We start from the raw sequence: 23,452 nt of genomic DNA, 5'->3' as shown, positions 1-23,452 counted from the left end.
TTTTTGAAACAAAAGATCGAACGTGCTGCTGCATTTATTAAAGAACACGTGAAAGAAACACCAAAGATCGGTCTGATTTTAGGGTCAGGGCTCGGCGTATTGGCCGATGAAATTGAAGGAGCTGTCAAGCTTACATATGAAACGATCCCTGATTTTCCGGTCTCAACGGTAGAAGGCCATGCCGGCCAGCTTGTGATGGGAACGCTTGAAGGCGTGCAGGTCATCGCGATGCAGGGCCGCTTTCATTACTATGAAGGCTACTCAATGGATCAGGTCACATTCCCAGTCCGCGTGATGAAAGCGCTCGGCGTTGAATCTCTCGTCGTGACGAATGCAGCCGGCGGTATCAACACTGAATTCCGCGCCGGCGATCTGATGATTATTACAGACCATATCAACTTTACAGGCACCAACCCGTTAATCGGGCCGAACGAAGCTGAATTCGGAGCGAGATTCCCGGACATGTCAGAAGCCTATGACAAAGAGCTGTCAAGCTTGGCTGAAAAAACGGCCGATGAGCTGGGCATTCCTGTTCAAAAAGGTGTGTATACAGCTGTTACGGGGCCGTCTTACGAAACGCCTGCTGAGGTTCGGTTTTTAAGAACGATGGGGTCTGACGCTGTCGGCATGTCGACCGTGCCGGAAGTCATCGTCGCCAACCACGCGGGGATGCGCGTGCTCGGCATCTCATGCATTTCCAACGCGGCGGCAGGTATTCTTGACCAGCCGTTATCCCATGAAGAAGTAATGGAAATGACGGAAAAAGTAAAAGGCGGCTTTTTGAAGCTTGTAAAAGCTGTAGTCGCACGATCTCAAAAATAAGTCAGCATAAGTCAGCTGTTTCTTCGGAAGCAGCTGTTTTTTTGTGCCCTCAACACGAAACATTTTCCAGATGAGGCGTATAAAACCACCGGATTTGGAAAAAATAAAAAGGATTATGAAATGGAGGGCTTTGGAGATGAAACGTCTTATATCCACTTTGTTGATTGGCATTTTATTAACGGCATCAGCACCGTCCGCTTTTGCAAAGCCGGACGGAAAACATACATCGGAGCTCGCTCATGAAGCCAAAAGCGCCGTGCTGATTGAACGCGATACGGGAAGCATTCTTTATAACAAGAACAGCCGGGAGCGTCTGGCGCCGGCAAGCATGACAAAAATCATGACCATGCTTTTAATCATGGAAGCGCTTGACAAAGGGAAAATAAAGATGAGCGATAAAGTCAGGACGAGTGAACACGCCGCGTCTATGGGCGGATCACAGATTTTCCTTGAACCCGGAGAAGAAATGACGGTAAAAGAAATGCTCAAAGGAATTGCGATAGCTTCCGGAAATGACGCATCTGTCGCAATGGCGGAGTATATCGCCGGTTCAGAAGAGGATTTCGTCAGCCGGATGAACAAAAAAGCAAAAGAATTGGGATTGAAAGATACCTCCTTCAAAAACCCGACGGGACTGCCTGAAAAAGACCATTACAGCTCTGCTTATGACATGGCGAAAATGGCGAAGGAATTATTAAAGTACGATAAAATCACTCAATTTACGGGAACGTATGAGGATTATTTAAGAGAAAATACAGACAAAAAGTTCTGGCTCGTCAATACAAACCGGCTGATCAAATTTTACCCGGGTGTAGACGGCGTGAAGACGGGCTTTACAGGCGAAGCGAAGTATTGTTTAACCGCCACCGCTAAAAAAGGAAATATGAGGGTCATCGCTGTCGTTTTCGGAGCCAGCACCCCGAAAGAAAGAAACGCCCAAGTGACCAAAATGCTTGATTACGCCTTCAGCCAGTTCAAAACACACCCGCTGTACAAACGGAATCAGATCGTCGGAACGGTAAAGGTAAAAAAAGGAAAACAGAAACTGATCAAGCTGACCACATCTGAGCCGATTTCTCTTCTGGCCAAAAAGGGAGAGAACATGGACAAAGTAAAAAAAGAAGTGAAAATCAACGGCAATGTAACGGCTCCGGTAAAAAAAGGAGAGGTGCTCGGCAGCCTCGTTCTGAAAAAAGACGGAAAGGTGCTCGTTGAAAGCCCGGTCACGGCAAAAGACGACATGGAAAAAGCGGGTTTTCTCACTTTTCTGAAGCGGACGATGGGAGATTGGACAAAATTTAAATAATCGTGGCGAACGGGCACTAGTTTTGTCATAGTGAAGGAATTGCTTTCCCGAAAATCGAAACACTCATTATCCGATCATATCAAGGAGGAATGAGCATGAGCCTTGGAATTGACTTTCATGTCAAAGAATCCGTGCTTTGTATTCGATTAACAGGTGAACTCGACCATCATACGGCAGAATCATTAAAACAAAAGGTTACTGAATCGCTGGAGGCTGACGGCATCCGTCACATTGTGCTGAACCTTGAAGATCTTACCTTCATGGACAGCTCCGGCCTCGGCGTGATTTTAGGGCGTTATAAACAAATTAAACAGCTCGGCGGAGAAATGGTCGTGTGCGCGATTTCGCCCGCGGTGAGACGTCTGTTTGACATGTCCGGCCTGTTTAAAATCATCAGGTTCGAACAATCGGAACAAAAAGCGCTTTTAACGTTGGGGGTGGCATCATGAAAAACGAGATGCATCTTGAATTTTCAGCCCTCAGTCAGAACGAATCGTTTGCGCGCGTAACGGTTGCTTCTTTTATCGCGCAGCTCGACCCGACGATGGATGAGCTGACGGAAATCAAGACCGTCGTATCAGAAGCGGTAACAAACGCAATCATCCACGGCTATGAAGAAAACTGCGACGGAAAGGTGTACATCTCCGTTACGCTGGAGGATCATGTCGTCTATCTGACCATACGTGACGAAGGCCTCGGGATCACGGATCTTGAGGAAGCGCGCCAGCCGCTCTTTACGACAAAACCCGAGCTTGAGCGCTCCGGAATGGGCTTTACCATTATGGAAAACTTTATGGATGATGTCACGATTGATTCCTCGCCGGAGATGGGAACGACGATACGCTTAACAAAACACCTATCAAAAAGCAAAGCGCTTTGTAATTAAGGAGATTTGTTATGGATGTGGAGGTTAAGAAAAACAGCAAAAACGCGCAGCTCAAGGACCATGAAGTCAAAGAATTAATCAAAAAGAGCCAAGAGGGCGACCAGCAGGCAAGAGACCTCCTCATAGAAAAAAACATGCGTCTTGTGTGGTCCGTCGTTCAAAGGTTTTTAAACAGAGGCTATGAGCCGGACGATCTGTTTCAGATCGGCTGTATCGGATTATTAAAATCCGTTGATAAATTCGATTTGTCCTATGATGTCCGTTTTTCAACTTATGCCGTGCCGATGATTATCGGAGAAATCCAGCGCTTCATCCGCGATGACGGAACCGTCAAAGTATCAAGATCTTTAAAAGAGCTCGGCAATAAAATACGCCGGGCGAAAGATGAACTGTCAAAAACATACGGAAGAGTGCCGACCGTTCAGGAAATTGCGGATCATTTAGAAATTGATGCGGAGGATGTGGTGCTTGCGCAGGAAGCGGTGCGGGCGCCTTCATCCATTCATGAGACCGTGTATGAAAATGACGGAGACCCGATCACCCTGCTTGATCAGATCGCTGATCATTCAGAAGAGAAGTGGTTTGAGAAAATCGCCCTCAAGGAAGCGATCAGTGATTTGGAAGAACGGGAAAAACTCATTGTCTATCTGAGATATTATAAAGATCAGACACAGTCGGAAGTAGCCGAACGGCTCGGGATTTCCCAAGTTCAGGTATCGAGGCTGGAGAAAAAAATATTAAAGCAGATTAAAGTGCAGATGGATCATACGGAAAGCTGACCTTTTACGGGCCGGCTTTTTTTATTTGTGCATCGGTGGTAATTTATGGTCTTTTGCCGCTGATGAATGAGAACAAAAGTGAACCACATACTACATATATAACCACCCGAAAGATGGTGATGCAAGATGGAAAGACGAATATTTCTCAGACTTCGCCACCGCGTGAAGGCTCATACCGGAGATATCATCACAGTCGGCGACGCCGCGCAGATTGCGGGACAGCAAAAGCTGAAAAAAAAACTGTCGGCACTGCCGCTGTATAAGGTCACGAAAAAAGACAAAAATATCGTCGTGCTGGACATCATAAAAGTGCTGAAAACCATTCATACCGCTTTTCCCGCGCTTGATGTACAGACCGTCGGCGGCGCTGAAACGATAGTGGAAATCCATTACCAGAAAAAGCAGCTGTCAGCCGTTTTATTCGTCGGTGTCTGGCTCCTGCTTTTTATCGGTTCATGTCTTGCCATTATGAATTTTCATGAAGATGTCAGTATGAGAGAAGTTCATATCGCCTTATATGAAATCATAACGGGCGAACGGAATGAATACCCGTATCTGCTTCAAATTCCATACAGCATCGGCCTCGGTCTCGGTATGATCGTCTTTTTTAATCACATCTTCAAAAAACGCCTGAATGAAGAGCCAAGCCCGCTGGAAGTCGAGATGTTTAATTATCAGATTGATCTCGATCATTATGTCGCAATGCACGAAAATGAAGAGACGATGAAAGATCTGCATGATCGTTAGCATTCTTTTCGTTATATTTGTCGGGCTTGGCGGAGGGCTGACCGTGGGCGCGGGCTTTGTGGCTTTTTTAACCGTTATGGGAATCGTCCCCCGCCTTATGCAGCTGACAAAAACAATGCGCTTTGTACAGGCCTACGAAGGAGCTGTTATTTCAGGAGCTGTGTTCGGCGGCTGGGAAACCTTAAATATGAATCATTTTTTTTTATCTGAATGGCTGGCCGTTCCGGTCGGGCTTTTGGCCGGCATGTTTATCGGCATGCTGGCCGCAGCGCTTACAGAAGTGCTGAATGTGCTTCCCATTCTTGCCAAACGGATCGGCTTCGGCAGCAAAATCATCATATTGCTGATGGCCATTGTGTTCGGCAAAATAGCCGGCTCTTTATTTCATTGGCTGTATTTTATCCATCATTCATAAGGAGGAACCGACGTGACAAACTTAAAAGAAAATTACAAAACAAAAGTGAAAGACTATCAGCCGAAACCGCCATATGTTTGGAATTGCGTCAAAGCCTTTCTGATCGGCGGTTTGATCTGTCTGATCGGGCAGGCTCTTCAAGACTTTTACATCCACTTTTTTAATTTTAATGAAAAAACAGCGGGCAACCCGACGGCCGCCACTCTTATTTTAATTTCCGCTCTTTTGACCGGATTCGGCATTTATGACAGACTCGGGCAGTTTGCCGGAGCGGGTTCAGCCGTGCCGGTGACGGGTTTTGCAAACAGTATGACAAGCGCGGCTCTGGAACACAGAAGTGAAGGACTCGTGCTCGGAGTAGCGACAAACATGTTTAAATTGGCGGGAAACGTCATTGTATTCGGCGTCGTGGCAGCCTATATCGTAGGCCTGATACGGTTTGCTTGTGAAAAACTGTTTTCGTAGGAGGAGAAAAAATGAAATTAACCGGAAAGCAAACCTGGGTGTTTGAAAACCCGTTATTTGTAAATGCGGCGGGGACGGCAGCCGGACCGAAAGAAAAAGACGGCCCGCTCGGTTCGCTGTTTGATAAGACATACGATGAAATGCATTGCAATCAGAAAAACTGGGAAATGGCGGAACGTCAGTTAATGGAAGATGCCATCAACTCAGCTTTGCAAAAACAGAATTTGAAAAAGAGCGATATTGATTTGTTACTCGCGGGGGATCTTTTAAATCAAAATGTGACCGCCAACTACGTCGCCAGACATCTGAAAATCCCGTTCCTCTGTCTGTTCGGCGCCTGTTCGACATCAATGGAAACGATTGCCGTCGCATCCGCGCTCATTGACGGCGGTTTTGCGAACCGGGCGATCGCAGCCACGAGCAGCCATAACGCGACCGCAGAACGGCAATTTCGCAATCCGACGGAATATGGCGGGCAAAAACCGGATACCGCCACTTCGACGGTCACGGGGGGCGGGGCGGTCATCATCAGCCAAAACCCTTCTGATATCAAGATTACAAGCGCAACAGTGGGAAAAGTAAGCGACCTCGGAATAACAGATCCGTTCGATATGGGATCCGCCATGGCGCCAGCTGCCGCCGACACAATCAAACAGCACCTGCAGGACTTAAACCGCACGGCGGATGATTATGATCTGATTTTAACGGGAGACCTTTCAGGCGTCGGCTCGCCGATCGTGAAAGATTTGCTCAAAGAAGAAGGCTATCCCGCGGGAACGAAACACGATGACTGCGGTCTTCTCATCTATACGCCGGACCAGCAGGTGTTTGCGGGCGGAAGCGGCTGCGCCTGCTCCGCGCTTGTTACGTACACACATATTTTTAATCAATTAAAATCAGGGGCTCTGAACAGGGTGCTCGTTGTCGCGACAGGAGCGCTTTTAAGTCCGACAATGATCCAGCAGAAAGAAACCATTCCGACCATCGCGCACGGTGTGGTATTTGAGCGGGCGGGAGGTGCATCATAAATGGAATATCTGTTGGCTTTTGTTTGCGGGGGAATCATATGCATTATCGGTCAGCTGCTGCTTGACATTTTTAAACTGACACCCGCCCATGTGATGACAACTTTTGTCGTCATCGGCGCCTTGTTGGATGGGTTCGGAATATATGACAAATTTATCGAATTCGCAGGTGCGGGCGCGACGGTTCCCATCGTCAGCTTCGGTCACAGCTTATTGCACGGCGCCATGCATCAAGCTCACGAGCATGGATTTATCGGGATCGCCATGGGGATTTTTGAACTTACTTCCGCCGGTATATCTTCAGCGATTTTATTCGCATTTCTTGTAGCCATTATTTTTAAACCGAAAGGATAATGCCTGATGACGAAACGGAAGGTCATTCTTGTGACAGACGGGGACGTATACGCCGCCAAAACAATTGAATATGCCGCGGAAAAAGCAGGCGGACGGTGTATTTCCCAATCAAAGGGCAATCCGTCAACCAGAAGCGGCCCCGAACTTGTTCAGCTGATTAAAGCCGCGCCGAATGACCCGGTGTTTGTCATGTTTGACGATTCAGGCCTGCAAGGGGAAGGGCCGGGCGAAACGGCGCTGAAATATGTCGCCTCACATCAGGACATTGAAGTGCTGGGGGTGATTGCGGTCGCTTCTAAGACCCATCAGGCTGAATGGACGAAAGTCGATGTCTCCATTGACCGTGATGGAGAAGTGACGGAGTACGGCGTCGATAAAACCGGAATGAGAGAAATGGACGAGCACAGAATGAACGGAGATACGGTGTATTGTCTGGATAAATTGGACGTTCCCCTCATTGTGGGCATCGGCGACATAGGAAAGATGGGGAGAAAAGATGACATATCCAAAGGCTCGCCGATTACGATGAAGGCGGTCGAATTCATTTTAGAAAGGAGCGAAAGCCATGCCGGAAAAACCGGAAAATATGATCAAGGTATACCGGGATCCTAGAAAAAATGAACAATTTTTTAAAGACCGCGTCGGTATGGGAACGAGCTATGATGTCGGCGTCCGCAAAGTTCGAGTATTAGACCGGGAAGTCCAGATTTACTTTGTCAACGGATTAACCGATACTTTGTTTATCATTCATTTAATGGAACAGCTCGTCGACGTCAATAATTATGACGAGAATGCGGATGAAGCGATTGACGTTGTTGAAAACAGGCTTGTCAATCAGCAGGTTCAAAAAGTCAAAACGCTCGACGAAGCAACGGATCAAGTGCTTTCCGGACTTGTGGCTGTTATCGTTGAAGACGCGGGCTTCGCCTTTATCGTTGACGTCAGAAGTTACCCCGGACGCACACCGGAAGAACCGGATACGGAAAAGGTCGTCCGCGGGGCAAGAGACGGTTTTATCGAAAATATCGTTATTAATACAGCATTGATCAGAAGAAGAATCAGGGACGAAAGGCTCCGCGTCAAAATTACGAAAGTCGGCGAGCGCTCTAAGACCGATCTTGCCATTGTGTATATAGAAGACATCGCAGATCCGGACCTTGTCAGCATCGTCGAAAACGAAGTGAATGCGATTGACATTGACGGATTGACGATGTCTGATAAAACGGTGGAAGAATTTATCGTCAAACAGGGCTACAACCCGTTTCCGATGGTCAGATACACGGAGCGGCCGGATGTGGCCGCCAATCACATTTTGGAAGGGCACGTCATCATCGTCGTTGATACGTCACCGAGCGTGATCATAACGCCGACAACGATTTTTCACCATGTTCAGCATGCGGAAGAATACAGGCAGGCGCCTTCAGTGGGAACATTTTTAAGATGGATCAGGTTCTTCGGTATTATCGCTTCAACGGTTCTGCTTCCGATCTGGTTCCTCTTTGTTCTTGAACCGTCTCTTCTGCCTGAAAGATTGGATTTTATCGGTTTAAATAAAAATACGCACATCCCGATCATTCTGCAAATCTTTTTAGCCGATTTGGGGATTGAGTTTCTCAGGATGGCCGCGATCCATACGCCGACCGCTTTATCCACCGCCATGGGTCTGATTGCGGCGGTGCTGATCGGTCAAATCGCCATAGCGGTGGGGCTGTTTTCAGCAGAAGTGATTCTGTACGTATCGATCGCCGCCATCGGATCATTTACCACGCCGAGTTATGAGCTCAGCCTCGCCAATAAAATGATACGCCTCATCTTAATGGTGCTCGTGGCCATTTTCCAAGTGAAAGGCTTTGTGATAGGCTTTACATTGCTGCTGATCATAATGGCGAATATCCGCTCGTTTCATACGCCGTATTTATGGCCGTTTTTACCGTTTAACGGCAAGGCGCTGTGGCAGGTGCTCGTCCGGACGACAGTGCCGGGAGCGAAAGTCAGACCGAGCATTGTTCACCCGAAAGACCGTCAAAGACAGCCAAGCGGTTCATAATCGCATTGAAACCGACAGAAGATTATGATATTGTATGTCTTAACTTATACGGGACTTGTATAAGGACAGCTCAAAAGAAGCTGTCCTTTTCACCCATAGGCGGATCAGAAAGAGGGAATGAGCATTGTTCTTACATGGCACAAGCAGACAAAACAAACTAGGTCATTTGGAAATCGGAGGTGTGGACGCGCTGTATTTAGCGGAGCATTACGGCACGCCTCTTTATGTTTACGATGTGGCTTTAATACGTGAGCGCGCTAAAAGCTTTAAACAGGCATTCATTGACGCGGATTTAAAGGCGCAGGTCGCGTACGCGAGCAAGGCGTTTTCTTCCGTTGCGATGATACAGCTCGCTGAGCAGGAGGGGCTCTCATTGGACGTTGTATCCGGCGGAGAGCTGTTCACGGCGGTTGCGGCTGGTTTTCCGGCTGACAGGATTCATTTTCACGGCAACAACAAAAGCAAAGAAGAGTTGAAAATGGCGCTCGATCATCAAATCGGCTGCATCGTCGTTGATAATTTTTATGAAATATCCTTACTCGCGGAACTGTGCCGCAAATCAGGGCGCACAATGGATGTGCTTCTGCGGATCACTCCCGGGGTAGAGGCGCATACGCATGATTATATTACGACGGGGCAGGAAGATTCCAAATTCGGTTTTGATCTGCATAACGGGCAAATAGAAAAGGCGATTGAACAAGTATTGCAGTCAGACCATATCCGCCTTCTCGGCGTTCACTGCCACATCGGATCGCAAATTTTTGATACGGCGGGCTTTGTGCTGGCCGCAGAAAAAATCTTCGCAAAACTGAATGAATGGAGAGAATCATTCGGCTTTGTCTCTGAAGTGCTGAATTTAGGGGGCGGCTTCGGCATCCGCTACACGGAAGAGGATGAACCCCTTCATCCCGCCGTTTATGTGGAAAAAATTATCGAAGCGGTAAAAGAAAACGCAGCGCTGCACGCTTTTGACATTCCGGAGATCTGGATTGAACCGGGACGCTCGCTCGTCGGAGACGCCGGAACGACGCTTTATACCATCGGTTCGCAAAAAGAAGTGCCCGGCACCCGTAAATATGCAGCGGTTGACGGGGGCATGAGCGATAATATCCGTCCTGCGCTGTATCAGGCGAAATATGAAGCCGTATCGGCAAACAGAATCGGAGAACACCACGACAAAACGGTATCCATCGCGGGTAAGTGCTGTGAAAGCGGGGATATGCTCATTTGGGATATAGACCTTCCGGAAGTGAAAGAAGGCGATCTTCTCGCCGTTTTCTGCACGGGAGCATACGGGTACAGCATGGCTAACAACTACAACCGCATTCCGCGTCCCGCCGTCGTTTTTGTGGAAGACGGCGAAGCGCATCTTGTCATTAGAAGAGAAACTTATGAAGACATTGTAAAACTGGATCTGCCGTTTAAGACGGGGGTCAAACAATAAATGAAAAAGAGACCGGAACAATGGCGTCCGGTCTCTTTTTGCGTTCAGCTGTCAGAACTTGATCCGCTGTCTCCTGTAAATACAGACACGATCGCATTCCAAATCGAAGCGAAGAAATCAATAACTTTTTGAACAAAGCTTTTGCCTTCATCGGATTGAATGAACTTCGTGATTTTGTCTTTTGCCTTATCGAGCTGGCTGCCGACTTGGCCCCAATCAATCTTGGCATTTTTCATTTTATTAAACAATGAAACAAGCTGGTCTTTTTGAGCGTCAGTCAGTGTAATATTAAGGTTTGAAGCCGCATCATCGACCTTTTTCTCGATTCCTTCTTTTGTATCGGGCACACCGTTTTTCGCGAAATCATCTTTAATGTTTGCGATAAGTGCGGAGGCGTTTTTATCCCCGATTTTATCCCCGAGATTTGAAGTGGTGACAAGCTCTTGGTTGGCGACCTGTTTTACATCTTCTGAAATTGCTTTGTCTGATGAGACTTCATATGCCTTGATGATTCCCGTTAATGCTGCGGTGCCTGATACCTCAAACGGCGCCGTCACGTATACTTTCGCATCTTTCACTCCTGCTGTCATCAGGGCGTTTAAGTACATTTCATCCGTAATGGAATCGATATTATGGGTCTTAACGTCAAGCCCGGACCCTTTCTTAGCCACCGTGATGGATGACGAAGAGATGGCTCTTGTGCCGATTTGGGCGTTCGATATATATTTTCCCAGATATTCATGTTCTTCTTTATTTGTGACCGTCACTTTTGTCGCGTTATCAGGGACATTTAATTCGTCAAGCACTTTCTGACGGTTTTCGTTTGACAGATCCGCCCCCAGTGTGACGATGACATCTCCGACTGCGGCATCGGCCAGGCTGATTTTCGGTATTGTGCACAATACAACGGCCGCCGCCAGCAATCCAATCCACATTTTTTTCAAAGCGGTTAACCTCCTTCTTTTCACAAATGCCGTTTTGAAGCGGTTTGTGAGGACCTGCGTGAAGCAGTTCCGATACATAGACGGCTGTGAAGCTGTTCTGGTTTCATTTTCTTTCTGCGGAAGCGGGGAGATTCGTTTTCCGGCTGAAGGTGTGGTATAATAGCCGCGAAAAGAAGAGCAGAGGCCTCTCCCTTCAAAAGAATATCAAAAAGAAAGCCGGCTTACAATTGAAATTCATATTGAAGAAGGCTTTGACAAAAAACAATACGGAAGTAGGAATGAGAATGAAAACTGGTTACATCGAAATGGAAAACGGCAGCAGAATCGAATTTGAACTTTATCCGAATGAAGCGCCTAATACAGTCGCTAACTTTGAAAATCTGGCGAATACGGGCTTTTATGACGGCGTTATTTTCCACCGCGTGATTCCGGGCTTTGTCAGCCAAGGCGGAGATCCGACTGGGACAGGCATGGGCGGAAGCGGAAAAACGATCAAATGTGAAACAGAAGGCAATCCGCATAAACACGAAGCCGGTTCTTTATCAATGGCGCATGCCGGTAAAGACACGGGTTCAAGCCAATTCTTCATCGTACATGAGCCGCAGCCGCATTTAAACGGCGTTCATACTGTATTCGGAAAAGTGACAAGCGGTTTAGAGCATGCGAAAAACATGTCTAACGGAGACAAAATGAAAGAAATCCGTGTAGAAGGATAATGACAGAAAACCCGCCTTTTTCAGGCGGGTTTTTTTATGTATATGAAAATTCTCATGTGTAAATCATGAAAAAATACATATATGAACATCGGTGATCATTCTGGTATAGTGAAAAAGACCGATTACAACAATGAAAAGAGGTAGAAACGTTGGTTCAATTGGCAACCGTTTTATTTGTCATTATCATTCTCGCACTTATGATTTGGTTCAGGGTGAAAAAGGGAAACAGGCCGATTAAAGGCGGCGGCTTCGGCATCATTCTCCCGCTTTTGATTATCGCCGTCATTTTCACATTCAGTATCAGCCAGCTCATGAATATCCCGGGAAAGCCGTTTCATTTTCCCGCTCTTTGGGAGCTCGCCATCGCCGGACTGTTAGGCGCGGTATTCGGTGTCATCATGCTGTCGCAAACCGCCTATGAAATCCGGGAAGACGGCTTTGTCTACTCCAAGCGGAATAAAAACTTTAAATATGTCATTATCGCGATTATTGCGATCCGTATCGCGCTCAGCCAATATTTCAAAAACATTGACGCGGCGGAATTCGCCGTTTTAACAATGGAGCTTGCTTTTGTGTATTTGTGCATTTGGCGGATCGGAAGCTTCGTGAAATACCGTAAAATCAGCAGATCCGGCTTATAAAATGAAAAAATGGATGGGGTGCGGGGCTTATTTGCCCTCTGTGCAGGGATTCATGGTAAAATAAAAACGACCATGGCTAATGGGAGGAAATCACTTGAAATCAGAAAAAGAAAAAACTTCTAAAAAAAGCGCCGTACTTGATTGGGCGAAAGCCATTATCATCGCTGTCGTTCTGGCACTGCTCATCCGAAACTTTTTATTTGCCCCTTATCTCGTTGACGGCGAATCAATGGATCCGACGCTGCATGACCGCGAGAGAATCTTTGTCAATATGACGGTCAAATACATAAGCGACTTCAAACGCGGCCAGATCGTCGTGCTGAACGGAGAAAATGAGCACTATGTCAAACGGATTATCGGACTTCCCGGCGACACGGTGCAAATGAAAAACGATCAGCTGTATATCAACGGCAAAAAAGTGTCCGAACCGTATTTAGCGGCAAACAAGAACAAGGCGAAGCAAGACGGCTATGACCGGCTGACAGAAGACTTCGGCCCGGTGAAAGTGCCGGACGACAAATATTTCGTCATGGGTGATAACCGCAGAGAATCTATGGACAGCCGCAACGGCCTCGGTCTTTTTACGAAAAAACAAATAGCGGGCACATCAAAATTCGTCTTCTTCCCGTTTAACGAAATTCGCAAGACGAAATAAACCGTACAGGCAGTTTTCTTCATGAGAAAACTGCTTTTTTTATATAAATTTATCTCTCCACCCTCAAAAACAGAACATAAATTCGTATATCTATTTAATAGATAGAAAGTTTTACAGATACATGAAACATCTTCCCTTTATGAAACGTTATATGAATAACTCACGCAGGGAAGAACGGTTTTCTATTCATGAAAAAAAGGAATATGACATAGTAATGAATAGATTGATACGGGCTGGAGGTAGAAAAATGGGAAGAATTAAAACAAAAGCAGCCATTTTACTTGTACTGCTGCTGTTATTAGCGGGCGGTTATATGGTCATAAACGATATTGAACTGAAAGACGTGCCGACTGCAATCGGACAAACCCTGTCCCAGGAAAAAGAAGAATATACAGTCAAAACATATAAAATTACGAAAATCGAAGGAACTGAGTATCACGGTACGGCAGCGAACGGCACAAAAATTATTTTTAACGGCGACAAGCTGAAGCAGGATCTCTCCGATGTGAAAAAAGGTGATAAGATTAAAGCGTACTTCAGCAAATCAAACCGGATTGACGGCTTATTGAAGGTCGTCAAAGTGAACGAATAAATAAAGACGCCTTTTATGGGAAAAGGGCGCTTTTTATTTTTCTGAATAATGAGGTGCAAATTCATTGCGCCTGCCGCAAAGGATGTTATAATAGCGGATAAGGACAAAAAAATATTGATTGTATCCTTCGGGGCTGGGTGAAAATCCCGACCGGCGGTAATAAGGCGCTTTGCGCTTTACAGCCCGTGACCCGTATGCATCTGTATACGGTGGATTCAGTGAAAAGCTGAAGCCGACAGTGAAAGTCTGGATGGGAGAAGGATGAGAGAAGCTATGCAAAAAATAAACTTGCTGTATAGTCTTATTTCCTATGGATTAAAACTGGCAAAGCCCCGAACTGTGTAAACATTCGGGGCTTTTTTGACGCCAAATTGCGTGGAAGAAGGGAGGGATAACGATGGATGAATATTATATGAATACGGCAATAGAACTTGCCAGACGCGGTGAAGGACAGACACAGTCCAATCCTCTTGTAGGCGCTGTCGTCGTCAAAAACGGACAGATCGTCGGAATGGGCGCCCATTTGCAATACGGAGAAGCGCATGCCGAGGTTCACGCGATTAATATGGCCGGCAGACACGCAAAAGGCGCCGATTTGTATGTGACGCTGGAGCCTTGCAGCCATTACGGAAAAACACCGCCATGCGCCGAACTGATAATAAAGTCGGGGATAAAAAGGGTGTTCATTGCTGTGAAAGATCCGAATCCGCTTGTAGCCGGAAAAGGCATCGGAATGCTGGAAGCAGCGGGCATCGAAGTGAAAACCGGACTTCTCAGGCAGCAGGCAGAAGAGCTGAATAAAATGTTTCTTCACTTCATGCGGACCGGGCTTCCGTATGTCACCTTGAAAGCGGCCGCGAGCCTTGACGGGAAAACAGCGACCGAAACCGGTGAAAGCAAATGGATTACATCAGAGGCGGCAAGGCTTGATGCCCAGCAATACAGGAAATCGCACCAAAGCATTCTTGTCGGAGCAGGCACAGTCAAAGCCGATAATCCGAGCCTGACCTGCAGGCTTCCTGATGCGGTGAAGCAGCCGGTCAGAGTGATTCTCGATACAAAGCTGACCATTCCTGAAACGGCAAATGTGCTCACTGACGGCGCTGCGCCGACATGGATATTTACGGCCAAAGGTGCAGACGTGCAAAAGAAAGACCGGCTGACCGCACTCGGAATAAAAGTTTTTCCGCTGGAAACAGACCGCATTCACATCCCTGAGGTGCTCAGTATTCTCGCTGAAAACGGCATAATGTCCGTTTATGTGGAAGGCGGAGCATCCGTACACGGAAGTTTTGTCAAGGAAGGCTGTTTCCAAGAGCTTCATTTCTATTTCGCCCCTAAATTAATCGGAGGAACGCTTGCTCCCAGCTTGATCTCCGGTGAAGGTTTTCAATCAATGAAAGATGTCCCCCATTTGCAATTCACACAAATCACCCAAATCGGGCCGGATATAAAACTGACGGCCATACCTAAAGATGGAAAGGATGGTGACGATGTTTACAGGAATCGTTGAAGAAACAGGCACGATCCAAGCAATCAAAAAGACAGGCCTTTCCATGGCATTAACCATCGCCGCTTCAAAAGTGACAAGTGATGTGAAGCTTGGCGACAGCATTGCGGTAAACGGCATCTGCCTGACCGTAACCGGATTTTCTGACAATCAATTTACGGTTGATGTCATGCCGGAAACAGTGAAAGCCACTTCGCTGAACGGCTTGTCAAAAGGCAGTAAAGTAAACCTGGAAAGAGCGATGTCCGCCAACGGACGGTTCGGCGGCCACTTTGTATCAGGGCATGTGGACGGAACGGCGGAAATTACGCGGATCGAGAAAAAAAGCAACGCGGTCTATTACGATTTAAAACTTTCGCCGGAATTGACAAAAACGCTCGTATTGAAAGGTTCAATTACGGTAGACGGCGTGAGCCTGACGATTTTCGGTCTATCAGACGAAAGCGTGACGGTATCCATCATTCCGCATACCATCTCAGAAACGATTTTTCAGACGAAAACAGTCGGATCAACCGTAAATATTGAGTGTGACATGATCGGCAAATACTTATACCGCTTTTTGCACAAAACAGAACAAACGAAAAGCAATCAAACTATCACGGAAGCCTTTTTAAGCGAGAACGGCTTTTAGAAAGGAAGATCGATATGTTTCATCCGATAGAAGAGGCGTTAGAGGCGCTGAAAAAAGGTGAAGTCATCATTGTTGTCGATGATGAAGACAGAGAAAACGAAGGAGATTTCGTAGCGCTGGCTGAGCATGCCACGCCTGAAGTGGTGAATTTTATGGCGACCCATGGGAGAGGCCTGATCTGCACGCCGCTGTCTGAAGACATCGCCGGCCGGCTGGATCTTCACCCGATGGTCGATCATAATACGGACTCACATGAGACCGCCTTTACGGTCAGTATTGACCACAGGCTGACAAAAACGGGCATCAGCGCTCAAGAACGTTCTTTTACCATTCAGGCGCTGTTGAACGAGGAATCTGTGTCTGACGATTTTCAGCGTCCGGGCCACATTTTCCCCTTAATCGCAAAAAAAGGAGGCGTCCTGAAGCGGGCGGGCCATACGGAAGCAGCCGTTGACCTTGCAAAAGCCTGCGGATCTCAGGGAGCGGGCGTCATTTGTGAAATTATGAATGAAGACGGCACAATGGCCAGAGTGCCGGAGTTAGCCGAAATCGCCGAACGCCACCAGCTGAAAATGATTACGATAAAAGACTTAATAGAGTACCGTTACAACATTACGACACTTGTGAACAGAGAAGTTGATATTACGCTGCCGACTGACTTCGGCACGTTTAGAGTTTACGGATATACAAACGAGGTTGACGGAAAAGAACATCTCGCCTTTGTCATGGGGGATGTCCCGTTTAACAGCGAACCCGTTCTTGTCAGAGTGCACTCAGAATGCCTGACGGGCGATGTGTTTGCATCCCATCGCTGTGATTGCGGACCTCAGCTTCATGCCGCGCTTGCGCAAATTGCTGAAGAAGGCCGCGGCGTTCTATTGTATTTGCGCCAGGAAGGCAGAGGAATCGGTTTAATCAATAAGCTGAAGGCGTACCGATTGCAGGAACAAGGGTACGACACGGTTGAAGCGAACGAAGCGCTCGGCTTTCTGCCTGATCTGCGCAACTACGGCATCGGCGCCCAGATTCTCCGCGACTTAGGGGTTCAGCATATGAAACTTTTAACCAATAACCCCCGGAAAATCGCCGGCCTCGAAGGATACGGTCTCAGCATTTCAGAACGGGTGCCGCTTCAAATGGAAGCGAGTGAGCATAACAAACAGTATTTACAGACCAAAATGAAAAAACTTGGACATCTGCTCCATTTCTAAAAACAAATCTCACAAAAAAGGATGGATAACATATGAATATCATACAAGGAAACCTAGTAGGAACAGGACTTAAAATCGGAATCGTCGTCGGCAGATTTAATGAATTTATAACGAGCAAGCTGTTAAGCGGAGCGGAAGACACGCTGCTTCGCCACGGTGTAGAATCAAATGACATTGACGTCGCTTGGGTGCCGGGAGCGTTTGAAATCCCGTTTGCGGCAAAGAAAATGGCGGAAACGAAAAAATACGATGCCGTCATTACGCTCGGCACGGTTATCAGAGGAGCGACAACGCATTATGACTATGTCTGCAATGAAGCGGCAAAAGGCATCGCCCAGGCGGGAACGGCGACGGGCGTCCCGGTTATCTTCGGCATCGTGACGACTGAAACCATTGAGCAGGCCATCGAACGAGCCGGAACAAAAGCCGGAAATAAGGGAGCGGATTGTGCAGTATCTGCCATTGAAATGGCAAATTTAAACCGCTCATTTGAATAATTTGTTGAAAAGCGTTTAAAACCGCGGCGAAAATGATATAATGTGAGAAAACGGATCGCCTTTATGTATCCGTTTGATAGGACATGAATGGACATTTTGGATATAGAGGGGTTTTTATGTTAATTCGTTATAAAAAATCGTTTGAAAAGATTGCGATGGGTCTTCTGTCATTTATGCCGAATGAAAAAGATCTCAAGCAGCTTCAGCAGACAATAAAGGACTATGAAACGGATACTGGCCGCCAGCTCTTTCTTTGGAAAGAGGATGAAGATATCGTCGGAGCGATCGGAGTCGAAAAAAAGGACTCAGAGGTTGAAATCCGGCATATCAGCGTGAATCCTTCTCACCGCCATCAAGGAATCGGAAAGCAAATGATGGACGCCTTAAAACGTCTGTTCAAAACGGAGGCACTCGTTCCGAATGAATTAACGCAAAGCTTTTTTGAACGCTGTCAACATCAAAAAGATCAGGATATCTCATATAATAACTGACAAATGCTCCCGGAATCTTCACGGTTTCGGGAGCTGTTTTGATATAGAAAAAGCAGGGCTGACCGTCAGCCTCTGCTTTTTTTTCTTCTCTCCATTTCCCGTTCGCGTTCCTTAATGACATCCGTCCTGTCCCGCAGGCGGTGTTTATGAATAAGAAAGGTATCTGATACGCCGTCTTGCCCCCATGTATAACCCTTTTGGCGGCATTCGGCAAGACATGCTTCTTTCAGGGCTTCATCTGTAATCGGAAGCATAACACTTCTGTAAGGCAGGCCCGCTTCTATATCGTCTGACAGCGTTTCTATCAGCTCAATCAGCTTCGGATGGCTGAGCCCGAGAGAACAGACCGCCTGCTTTTCAGACCGCAGAATACGTAAGCTGTTGGAAATCAGCCGTTTCGCCCCGGCTTCATTTCCCCTGCGCTGATGATACAGAGCGACGGCAAGCTGAATCAGGCCGACCCAATGAATGCTCCGCTTTTCAGCCGGGCTTTCTTTCCAATGTTCCTCTAACAGTTCATGACACTCAAAATAATCTCTTGATGCGTGAAATTCGGCCAAAAAGCCGATATAAGCTTTAGGATACAAGCCGCTTCCTCCTTTTATGCTAAAACCAGTGTACCACAGCGCTATGAAAAGGAAAAAAGAGCGGCTTGGTGTCTGAAGCCTGAGGAACTAGCAGATGTAAGATGCTCCTACGACAACGAGCAAAATAAACAGAACAACAATTAATGCAAAACCTCCGCCGAAACAAGCTCCGCTCATGTGAAATCAGCCTCCCTTTGTTTCAAGTTTACACGGCTATCATATGTGCATCCGCCTTTAAAGGTATAGGCGTATATCTTCTTTTTCAGTATTTTCTAAATAACGGAGGACGTGTATAAAAGTATTGGACGAGAGCATTTCGGTGGATTATACTAAAGGGTAGCCAGTTTTTCCGGCAATGAGAGTGATACTGAAAATGGTGAGATAATGGTAGAATATCAAGTGAAAATTGATACGTTTGAAGGCCCACTGGACCTGCTGCTTCATCTGATTAACCGTCTTGAAATCGACATATACGACATACCCGTGGCAACCATTACTGAACAATATTTATTATATGTACATACAATGCAGGAGCTTGAACTTGATGTCGCCAGTGAATATCTGGTCATGGCGGCGACGCTTCTCAGCATTAAAAGCAGAATGCTGCTTCCGAAACAAGAGGAAGAGCTGTTTGAAGACGAAATGCTTGAAGAAGAAGACCCTCGGGACGAGCTGATTGAAAAGCTGATTGAGTATAGAAAGTATAAAACCGCTGCGAAGGATTTAAAAGAGCGGGAAGAAGAAAGACAAAAGTCATTTACAAAGCCGCCGAGTGATTTAAGTGAGTATGCAAAAGAAATCAAACAGACCGAGCAGAAACTGTCGGTGACCGTTTATGACATGATCGGCGCGTTTCAAAAGGTGCTTCAGCGTAAAAAAATCACGCGGCCGAAAGAAACGACCATTACAAGACAGGAAATACCGATTGAAGACAGAATGAACGAAATCGTTAAAAGCTTAAAAACGGCGGGGAGAAGAATAAACTTCACGGAGCTTTTTCCTTCTCGGCAAAAAGACCATCTCGTCGTGACGTTTTTAGCAGTCCTGGAACTGATGAAAAATCAGCAGATTATCATTGAACAGGAAGAAAACTTTTCAGATATATACATTACGGGGAGTGAATCCATTCATGGCGCTTGATATCGTGAATTGGAAAGCGATTGTGGAAGCCCTGCTGTATGCGGCGGGTGATGAAGGGCTGACCAAAAAGCAATTGGTGACGGTGCTTGAAATAGAAGAAGCGGAACTGGCCGGAATCATGGAAGAAGTGGCCGCTCAGTACAAGGAAGACGACAGAGGCATCGAGCTTACCGAATATGCGGATACGTATATGCTTGGAACGAAAAAAGAATTCGTGCCTTATTTGAAAAAACTAATCGAAGTGCCGTCAAAAGGGCTGTCACAGGCTTCTTTGGAAGTGCTGGCGATCGTTTCGTACAAGCAGCCGATCACACGGGCGGAAATTGAAGATATCCGGGGCGTGAAGTCTGAGCGGATTCTGCACAGCCTCGTGTCAAAAGCGCTGCTGTGTGAGGTGGGCCGCGCCGACGGTCCCGGCCGGGCGATTTTATACGGCACGACACCGGTATTTCTTGAACAATTCGGCTTAAAAACATTGGAGGAGCTCCCTCCGCTTCCTGAAAATGCGGAGGAAGACGTTCTCCAGGAGGAAGCCGATTTATTCTTTGAAAACTTCAACCAAACTTTTGAGGATATTAAATAATAACCGTTTTTCATCATACGATAGTAGGGAAAGGCCATTGATGAATGACGCAAATGACGACGTACAAGAGAGGAAGGAAACGGACGGAAATGGGAAATTCGATTGTGAGGGCCCATACTGAAGAAACTGGTGAATTTTTAGCCGAGGTTGTCACGATGGTCAGCAGCTATTTAAATCATACAACATTGCCGGAGATGCGGGCTCAAGGAGAGGCGGATGAGGCATACTGCCGCGACGTGCTCAGTGTGCTGAGGAGGATGACCGTCTTTTGCGAAGGCGCCCAGGAAGCCTGCCGGCGGCTCTTAATGCAGGAGCCGTTTCATGAGGTGAGAGCGGAAAAAACGCTGTATAAAGTGTATCATCAGTGCGTGGAAGAGTTTTTCATGCCGAAAAAGGATACATGGTACGAAAACAGCCGCGCCGCTTATACAGGCCAAAGCGCGATTGAATTCTACCAGCAAGTGCCGGACTCGCTGCGGAGCCTTCTGCTTTCGCTCAGCAGTGAATTTCTGCGCATGCGGGAAGAATTGGCGCAATATGAAGCATCAGGCTCAAATATGGCATCAGTCAGATAAAAACTCTTCCTTTTGGGAGAGTTTTTTTATGTGAAAGTGATGCAATTGGTATTCATAAGTCATGGACAGGCGCATAAACTTGTACAAACCCACAACAAGGACGTGAGCATTCATGCGCTTTCTCAAAAAAGCTGCCGTATTTCTTTTGACTTTTGTTATTCTTTTTTCCATTACAGACGGCAATACGGCACATGCCCAAATACATGTCAGCGCAAAAAGCGCGATTATTATCGACGGAGCATCTGGCAGGGTGTTATTCGCCAAGGATGAACATCATAAGCGGCGGATTGCAAGCATTACGAAAATCATGACGGCGGTGCTGGCGATTGAATCAGGGAAGATGGAAGAGACCGTGACGGTTTCCCCGAATGCTGTGAAAACGGAAGGCTCAGCCATTTATCTTCAGCCGGGACAAAAAGTAAAGCTGAAAGATCTCGTTTACGGGCTTATGCTGAGATCAGGAAATGACGCCGCTGCGGCAATAGCGGAATATGTCGGCGGAAGCCTTGACGGTTTTGTATTTATGATGAACAAAAAAGCCGAGCAAATCGGGATGGAAAATACAAAATTTCAAAATCCGCACGGGCTGGACGACCATGAAAATTTATATTCTACGGCGTATGACATGGCGCTTTTGACTAAATACGCGATGAAAATCAAGGAATACCGGACCGTTTCAGGCACAAAAGTGTATAAGGCAGAAACGATGGACCGGGTATGGAAAAATAAAAACAAGCTTCTGACTGGGCTCTACCGTTACAGCACAGGCGGAAAAACGGGTTACACAAAAATCGCGAAACGGACGCTCGTTTCGACGGCTTCAAAAGACGGAACGGATCTCATCGCGGTCACCATAAATGATCCGGATGACTGGGATGACCATATGAATATGTTTAATTATGTCTTTGAGCACTATAAAACCTATGTCGTCGCTAAAAAAGGCGGCATCCCGAAGCTGAAAAAGACGTTTTACGGAAAACACGCTTTTATTGCCCGGGATGTCAAATATTTATTAAAAGAGGATGAAATCGACGATGTAAAAATCCGCACAACCTTAATAAAACCGAAAAAAGCCTGGAAAAAGGACGCCTCTCTCATTCCTGATGTCGTCGGCCGGATGACTGTTATGCATGATGGGAAAGTGATCGCCAAGATTCCCGTCTATTATGAAAACGAGCGCCATAAAAAACCGAAAAAGCATTTCATTGAGACGTTTACGAGCCTGTTTATGAGCGCGGCGGGCGGTTCGTCATGGTCAATTTAATCTGGGTATGTCTGACGGTAATCGGACTTGTCTTTGCGATGTTTAACGGTACCTTGCAGGATGTGAATGAAGCTGTTTTTAAAGGAGCGAAAGAAGCGGTTACGATCTCGTTCGGATTAATGAGCGTCCTCGTCTTCTGGCTCGGCCTGATGAAAATAGCCGAGCAGTCCGGCCTTTTGGATATATTCAGCAGAATGTGCCGCCCGTTTATCTCTAAGCTGTTTCCCGATATTCCCCCTGATCATCCGGCGATGGGATACATCTTATCAAATCTCATGGCAAACTTTTTCGGACTGGGAAATGCGGCGACACCGCTCGGTATTAAAGCCATGGAGCAGATGAAAAAGCTGAATGGAGGTAAGTCTGAGGCCAGCCGTTCCATGATCACCTTTTTGGCGGTAAATACTTCGAGTATTACATTGATACCGACAACCGTCATTGCCGTGCGCATGGCTTATTCGGCGAAATCACCGACCGATATCGTCGGGCCGACCATCTTAGCGACTTTAATTTCGGGGATCGGCGCGATTTTCATTGACCGCTACTTCTGGTACCGCCGCAAAAGAAAAGGGAGGTAAGCGAATGGAAATGGTGAATTGGCTGTCTTTAGCCATGATTCCGATTATTATCGCCGGTATATTAATATACGGCACGATCAAAAAAGTGCCGACGTATGAATCATTCGTTGAAGGCGGAAAAGAAGGAATTGAGATTGCGTTTTCCATCATTCCGTATTTGGTCGGGATGCTGGTGGCGATTACCGTATTCCGGGCCTCAGGCGCGCTGGATTTTGTCATGGGGCTGTGCAAGCCTTTCTTTACAGCGCTCGGCATTCCCGCAGAAGTCGTGCCGCTTGCTCTGATCCGCCCGATTTCGGGGACGGCGGCGCTCGGCATGACGACAGATCTGATCGCCGTGTACGGGCCTGATTCATTTATCGGCAGACTGGCCTCGGTCATGCAGGGATCGACTGACACGACACTGTATGTCCTGACGGTCTATTTCGGGGCGGTCGGCATCAAAAAAATGGGGGATGCTTTAAAGGTTGGTCTTCTTGCTGATCTGATCGGGGTGGTTGCATCAATCATCATAGTTACGTTATTATTTGGAAGCGCCTGAAATCAG

The 23,452-nt window shown here is 46.9% G+C and carries 31 protein-coding genes and 1 riboswitch; of the genes, 28 read left to right on the top strand and 3 right to left on the bottom strand.

What is annotated here, in order from left to right:
- Positions 1-3: 3 nt before the first annotated feature.
- The 13 genes from ACWJJ5_RS15705 to lysA all read left to right on the top strand — a co-directional run bounded on the left by ACWJJ5_RS15705 (position 4) and on the right by lysA (position 10,290).
- Positions 4-822, top strand: a complete 819-nt coding sequence (locus tag ACWJJ5_RS15705; RefSeq protein ID WP_003153340.1) for a purine-nucleoside phosphorylase — start codon at positions 4-6, stop codon at positions 820-822.
- A gap of 136 nt (positions 823-958) precedes the next feature.
- On the top strand, positions 959-2,128 hold the full coding sequence (locus ACWJJ5_RS15700) for a D-alanyl-D-alanine carboxypeptidase family protein (protein WP_003153342.1): 1,170 nt from the start codon (positions 959-961) through the stop codon (positions 2,126-2,128).
- A gap of 95 nt (positions 2,129-2,223) precedes the next feature.
- The gene (spoIIAA, locus tag ACWJJ5_RS15695) at positions 2,224-2,577 is read left to right on the top strand and encodes an anti-sigma F factor antagonist (protein ID WP_007409411.1); all 354 of its coding nucleotides are present in this window, start codon (positions 2,224-2,226) and stop codon (positions 2,575-2,577) included.
- Complete coding sequence (gene spoIIAB, locus ACWJJ5_RS15690; protein WP_003153347.1) at positions 2,574-3,014, top strand: anti-sigma F factor; 441 nt, start codon at positions 2,574-2,576, stop codon at positions 3,012-3,014. Before spoIIAA ends, spoIIAB begins: the two co-directional genes overlap by 4 nt.
- Before the next feature lie 11 nt (positions 3,015-3,025).
- Positions 3,026-3,793, top strand: a complete 768-nt coding sequence (gene sigF / locus ACWJJ5_RS15685; protein WP_102422740.1) for an RNA polymerase sporulation sigma factor SigF — start codon at positions 3,026-3,028, stop codon at positions 3,791-3,793.
- 126 nt (positions 3,794-3,919) lie between these two features.
- Positions 3,920-4,540 (top strand): stage V sporulation protein AA, encoded by a 621-nt coding sequence (locus tag ACWJJ5_RS15680; protein WP_070082055.1) that lies wholly within the window; start codon positions 3,920-3,922, stop codon positions 4,538-4,540.
- A complete protein-coding gene (locus tag ACWJJ5_RS15675) occupies positions 4,530-4,955 on the top strand; it encodes a stage V sporulation protein AB (protein WP_003153350.1) in 426 nt (141 codons plus the stop codon). Before ACWJJ5_RS15680 ends, ACWJJ5_RS15675 begins: the two co-directional genes overlap by 11 nt.
- A 12-nt stretch (positions 4,956-4,967) precedes the next feature.
- Positions 4,968-5,420 carry a stage V sporulation protein AC gene (gene spoVAC, locus ACWJJ5_RS15670; protein WP_003153353.1) on the top strand — a complete coding sequence of 151 codons (453 nt, stop codon included), beginning with the start codon at positions 4,968-4,970 and terminating at the stop codon, positions 5,418-5,420.
- Positions 5,421-5,431: 11 nt separating this feature from the next.
- A complete protein-coding gene (gene spoVAD / locus ACWJJ5_RS15665; RefSeq protein WP_003153355.1) occupies positions 5,432-6,448 on the top strand; it encodes a stage V sporulation protein AD in 1,017 nt (338 codons plus the stop codon).
- The gene (gene spoVAE, locus ACWJJ5_RS15660; RefSeq protein ID WP_003153356.1) at positions 6,449-6,799 is read left to right on the top strand and encodes a stage V sporulation protein AE; all 351 of its coding nucleotides are present in this window, start codon (positions 6,449-6,451) and stop codon (positions 6,797-6,799) included. It abuts the gene before it with no gap.
- Positions 6,800-6,802: 3 nt separating this feature from the next.
- On the top strand, positions 6,803-7,411 hold the full coding sequence (locus ACWJJ5_RS15655) for a stage V sporulation protein AE (RefSeq protein WP_102422741.1): 609 nt from the start codon (positions 6,803-6,805) through the stop codon (positions 7,409-7,411).
- On the top strand, positions 7,365-8,846 hold the full coding sequence (locus tag ACWJJ5_RS15650) for a spore germination protein (protein ID WP_003153360.1): 1,482 nt from the start codon (positions 7,365-7,367) through the stop codon (positions 8,844-8,846). The genes ACWJJ5_RS15655 and ACWJJ5_RS15650 overlap by 47 nt, the downstream gene beginning before the upstream one ends.
- 124 nt (positions 8,847-8,970) lie before the next feature.
- Positions 8,971-10,290: a diaminopimelate decarboxylase gene (gene lysA / locus ACWJJ5_RS15645; protein WP_014305333.1), complete on the top strand. Its 1,320-nt coding sequence runs from the start codon at positions 8,971-8,973 to the stop codon at positions 10,288-10,290.
- A gap of 44 nt (positions 10,291-10,334) precedes the next feature.
- Here lysA and ACWJJ5_RS15640 read toward each other — a convergent pair whose 3' ends face one another.
- Complete coding sequence (locus ACWJJ5_RS15640; RefSeq protein WP_003153362.1) at positions 10,335-11,234, bottom strand: DUF1002 domain-containing protein; 900 nt, start codon at positions 11,232-11,234, stop codon at positions 10,335-10,337.
- A gap of 284 nt (positions 11,235-11,518) precedes the next feature.
- Between ACWJJ5_RS15640 and ACWJJ5_RS15635 the strand changes: the two genes are divergently transcribed.
- The 9 genes from ACWJJ5_RS15635 to ribT all read left to right on the top strand — a co-directional run bounded on the left by ACWJJ5_RS15635 (position 11,519) and on the right by ribT (position 18,178).
- Positions 11,519-11,950 carry a peptidylprolyl isomerase gene (locus tag ACWJJ5_RS15635; protein WP_003153363.1) on the top strand — a complete coding sequence of 144 codons (432 nt, stop codon included), beginning with the start codon at positions 11,519-11,521 and terminating at the stop codon, positions 11,948-11,950.
- Between the two features lie 149 nt (positions 11,951-12,099).
- A complete protein-coding gene (locus ACWJJ5_RS15630) occupies positions 12,100-12,591 on the top strand; it encodes a CcdC protein domain-containing protein (RefSeq protein WP_070082052.1) in 492 nt (163 codons plus the stop codon).
- A 79-nt stretch (positions 12,592-12,670) separates the two neighbouring features.
- Complete coding sequence (lepB, locus tag ACWJJ5_RS15625; protein WP_070082051.1) at positions 12,671-13,246, top strand: signal peptidase I; 576 nt, start codon at positions 12,671-12,673, stop codon at positions 13,244-13,246.
- Between the two features lie 247 nt (positions 13,247-13,493).
- A complete protein-coding gene (locus tag ACWJJ5_RS15620) occupies positions 13,494-13,838 on the top strand; it encodes a hypothetical protein (protein ID WP_003153366.1) in 345 nt (114 codons plus the stop codon).
- Positions 13,839-13,957: 119 nt separating this feature from the next.
- Positions 13,958-14,104, top strand: a riboswitch (FMN riboswitch).
- A gap of 131 nt (positions 14,105-14,235) precedes the next feature.
- On the top strand, positions 14,236-15,351 hold the full coding sequence (gene ribD, locus ACWJJ5_RS15615; protein WP_077722542.1) for a bifunctional diaminohydroxyphosphoribosylaminopyrimidine deaminase/5-amino-6-(5-phosphoribosylamino)uracil reductase RibD: 1,116 nt from the start codon (positions 14,236-14,238) through the stop codon (positions 15,349-15,351).
- On the top strand, positions 15,332-15,979 hold the full coding sequence (gene ribE / locus ACWJJ5_RS15610; protein ID WP_007409425.1) for a riboflavin synthase: 648 nt from the start codon (positions 15,332-15,334) through the stop codon (positions 15,977-15,979). The genes ribD and ribE overlap by 20 nt, the downstream gene beginning before the upstream one ends.
- 14 nt (positions 15,980-15,993) lie before the next feature.
- The gene (locus tag ACWJJ5_RS15605; protein WP_003153371.1) at positions 15,994-17,190 is read left to right on the top strand and encodes a bifunctional 3,4-dihydroxy-2-butanone-4-phosphate synthase/GTP cyclohydrolase II; all 1,197 of its coding nucleotides are present in this window, start codon (positions 15,994-15,996) and stop codon (positions 17,188-17,190) included.
- A 32-nt stretch (positions 17,191-17,222) separates the two neighbouring features.
- Entirely contained in the window at positions 17,223-17,687 is a 465-nt protein-coding gene (gene ribH, locus ACWJJ5_RS15600; RefSeq protein WP_003153372.1) for a 6,7-dimethyl-8-ribityllumazine synthase, read from the top strand.
- A gap of 116 nt (positions 17,688-17,803) precedes the next feature.
- Positions 17,804-18,178 (top strand): GNAT family N-acetyltransferase RibT, encoded by a 375-nt coding sequence (gene ribT / locus ACWJJ5_RS15595; protein ID WP_003153373.1) that lies wholly within the window; start codon positions 17,804-17,806, stop codon positions 18,176-18,178.
- Positions 18,179-18,243: 65 nt separating this feature from the next.
- On the opposite strand, the gene ACWJJ5_RS15590 is transcribed toward ribT, so the two are convergent.
- Both ACWJJ5_RS15590 and ACWJJ5_RS15585 read right to left on the bottom strand, forming a co-directional pair.
- Complete coding sequence (locus ACWJJ5_RS15590; protein WP_102422743.1) at positions 18,244-18,765, bottom strand: DUF309 domain-containing protein; 522 nt, start codon at positions 18,763-18,765, stop codon at positions 18,244-18,246.
- Between the two features lie 87 nt (positions 18,766-18,852).
- Positions 18,853-18,942, bottom strand: a complete 90-nt coding sequence (locus ACWJJ5_RS15585; protein WP_003153376.1) for a YjcZ family sporulation protein — start codon at positions 18,940-18,942, stop codon at positions 18,853-18,855.
- 207 nt (positions 18,943-19,149) lie between these two features.
- On the opposite strand from ACWJJ5_RS15585, the gene ACWJJ5_RS15580 reads away from it, so the two are divergent.
- From ACWJJ5_RS15580 to spmB, 6 genes are all read left to right on the top strand, one after another.
- Positions 19,150-19,905, top strand: a complete 756-nt coding sequence (locus ACWJJ5_RS15580; RefSeq protein WP_007409427.1) for a segregation/condensation protein A — start codon at positions 19,150-19,152, stop codon at positions 19,903-19,905.
- Positions 19,895-20,488: an SMC-Scp complex subunit ScpB gene (gene scpB / locus ACWJJ5_RS15575; protein WP_007409428.1), complete on the top strand. Its 594-nt coding sequence runs from the start codon at positions 19,895-19,897 to the stop codon at positions 20,486-20,488. The genes ACWJJ5_RS15580 and scpB overlap by 11 nt, the downstream gene beginning before the upstream one ends.
- 89 nt (positions 20,489-20,577) lie before the next feature.
- Positions 20,578-21,063 carry a DUF3907 family protein gene (locus ACWJJ5_RS15570; protein WP_003153380.1) on the top strand — a complete coding sequence of 162 codons (486 nt, stop codon included), beginning with the start codon at positions 20,578-20,580 and terminating at the stop codon, positions 21,061-21,063.
- Between the two features lie 112 nt (positions 21,064-21,175).
- Positions 21,176-22,327 (top strand): D-alanyl-D-alanine carboxypeptidase family protein, encoded by a 1,152-nt coding sequence (locus ACWJJ5_RS15565; protein WP_003153383.1) that lies wholly within the window; start codon positions 21,176-21,178, stop codon positions 22,325-22,327.
- On the top strand, positions 22,315-22,905 hold the full coding sequence (locus tag ACWJJ5_RS15560; protein ID WP_003153385.1) for a nucleoside recognition domain-containing protein: 591 nt from the start codon (positions 22,315-22,317) through the stop codon (positions 22,903-22,905). Before ACWJJ5_RS15565 ends, ACWJJ5_RS15560 begins: the two co-directional genes overlap by 13 nt.
- Positions 22,906-22,909: 4 nt before the next feature.
- Positions 22,910-23,446, top strand: coding sequence for a spore maturation protein SpmB (gene spmB / locus ACWJJ5_RS15555; RefSeq protein WP_003153387.1), 537 nt, complete (start codon positions 22,910-22,912; stop codon positions 23,444-23,446).
- Positions 23,447-23,452 lie beyond the last annotated feature (6 nt).

The organism is Bacillus sp. JK74 (assembly GCF_053663395.1).
This window is presented reverse-complemented; position numbering and strand designations above follow the sequence as displayed.